We start from the raw sequence: 1,964 nt of genomic DNA, 5'->3' as shown, positions 1-1,964 counted from the left end.
CGTTAGGGATCTAAAAAAACTCGGCATAGGCGTGCTCATCACCGACCACAACGTCCGCGAGACGCTAGCTATCTGCGACCGCGCCTACGTGATCAAGGACGGTAGCCTGCTAGCTAGCGGCAGCGCGAACGAAGTCGCGAACAACAAACTCGTGCGCACCCACTATCTGGGCGAAGAGTTTAAATTTGTAGAATAATGCTAAAGCAAACTCAAGCTCCCAAAAATAAGCTCTCGCACACGTTAAGGTCGTGGCTGCCGATACTAAGCAGCAGCGTCGAGGAGCTAAAGGAGACGCTTGAGCCGTTTTTAGCGGATAATCCGTTTGCAAGCGTGCAGCAGCGAAATTTGAGCGAGCTACCCAGCGCTGCGCCGTCTAAAAAAGACAAAAACTTCTTCAAAGAAATATCAAAAAACAGCGTAACCGACAATATCGAAAGCTTTAGCGTGGCTAAAACGGGGCTTTACGACAAGCTAATCGAGCAGATAGATAAGCCCCTTTTTCCGACCGAAAAATCCCAAAAAATCGCGATGAAAATCATCGAGTGCATAAACGAGGAGGGCTACTACGAGCCTGAAACGTTTGACGAATTTAGCGAGGCGGAGATCGAGTCGGTGCGCAAGCGGTTTGCCTACCTCGAGCCCGCAGGCATCGGCGCAAAGGACTACAAAGAGAGCTTTTTGTTTCAGCTTGAGGAGCTAAATTTGGACGAGAAGCTCTTTGAAAGCGCTAAAAAGCTTGCGTTAAATTTCGAAAATCTCTCCCAAATGCGCAAAATCCCGCTCTATAACGAAGCTCTCGCCGTCATCAAGAGGCTAAAAAATCCGCCCGCGATCGAGTATATGAGCGAGGCTGCGGCGATCATCCCGGATATCGTCATCGACACGAGCTCGGGCGGTATCGAGGTGCGCATCAACGACGACTTTTATCCCGAGATCGTCATCGACGTCGAGGGGCTGGACGAAAAAGAGAGCTTCGTCGCCTCGCGCGTAAAAGAGGCAAAAGACCTTATAGACGCGCTTGATATGCGAAAAGCTACGCTGCGAAAGATCGCCCTAATGCTGGTGGAGTATCAGTATGATTACTTTTTTGGCGGCGACATCAAGCCTATGCGCCTAAAGGACATCGCCGAGGATCTGGGGCGAAACCCGTCGACCATCTCGCGCGGCATCTCAAACAAATACCTCGAATGCTCGCGCGGACTGGTGCCCATAAAGAGCTTTTTCTCCGCCGCGATCGACGAGGACGTCTCAAATAAGGCTATCAAAGACTTCGTAGCAAATCTCGTTCGCAACGAAAATCCCGCCAAGCCGCTTAGCGATCTAAAAATTTTGGAGTTTATCAAGAAGGAATTTAACGTCGAGGTCGTCCGCCGCACGATAACCAAATACCGCCTCGCGCTAAATATCGGCAGCTCCAGCGAGCGCAAAAAGACCTATCTGCTGCAATCTGGTAAGTAAAATTTGCCGCTTGGAGCGGGGCAAATTTGCCGAGCACGACGCAAATTTGAGCGTAAATTTTAAATTTAAGCTGGGGGTTTGGCAGGGCTCGCATCGTATTTCTCTTGATTTTTAAGTCTCGAAAATTTAAAATATCCATATGAAGCGCATATTTTTTATTCTTTTTGTCCTATTTTTAGGCATTGCGAGTACTTATTTGATTGAGGGTATCGCCCCCGACATGGACAACATCATGGGCGGTTTATTTTTCGGTTTGATTTTGGCTATACCGATTTTTTGGTTATTTCGCTGTTTAAGGCTTATTCCTTGCAATCAAAATATTAAAATAACGCCTATAGATATATTTTTCGACGATAGTAACGGCGATAGTTACTTTTACGTTTTTAATCTTATTATTTCTTTGATTTTGATGTTATTTATAGGCCCTTATGCATTAATTATGGCTATAGTTTGCGTGATTTTTCAGGACACTATTAAACGGTTACTAAATTATATTTTTTATGCTA

At 46.2% G+C, this 1,964-nt stretch carries 2 protein-coding genes and 1 pseudogene; all 3 read left to right on the top strand.

Going from position 1 to position 1,964, the window contains the following annotated elements; genetic code table 11:
* Positions 1-196, top strand: a pseudogene (locus Q0338_RS10990) (ABC transporter ATP-binding protein); the annotation flags it as partial.
* Entirely contained in the window at positions 196-1,458 is a 1,263-nt protein-coding gene (locus Q0338_RS10985) for an RNA polymerase factor sigma-54 (protein WP_298086743.1), read from the top strand. The pseudogene Q0338_RS10990 and the gene Q0338_RS10985, both read left to right, overlap by 1 nt.
* A gap of 220 nt (positions 1,459-1,678) precedes the next feature.
* Positions 1,679-1,964, top strand: a 286-nt coding sequence (locus Q0338_RS10980) for a hypothetical protein (protein WP_298086742.1), incomplete at its 3' end; no start/stop codon positions are given.

The sequence above is a fragment of the uncultured Campylobacter sp. genome (assembly GCF_938018145.1).
Classification (GTDB): Bacteria; Campylobacterota; Campylobacteria; order Campylobacterales; family Campylobacteraceae; genus Campylobacter_A.
The sequence above is the reverse complement of the archived record's forward strand: the minus strand, read 5'-3'. Positions and strand labels throughout refer to the sequence as shown.

Coding starts and splice junctions, on each gene's coding strand:
- Q0338_RS10985 (WP_298086743.1), top strand. CDS start 196: ATGCTAAAGCAAACTCAAGCTCCCAAAAATAAGCTCTCGCACACGTTA.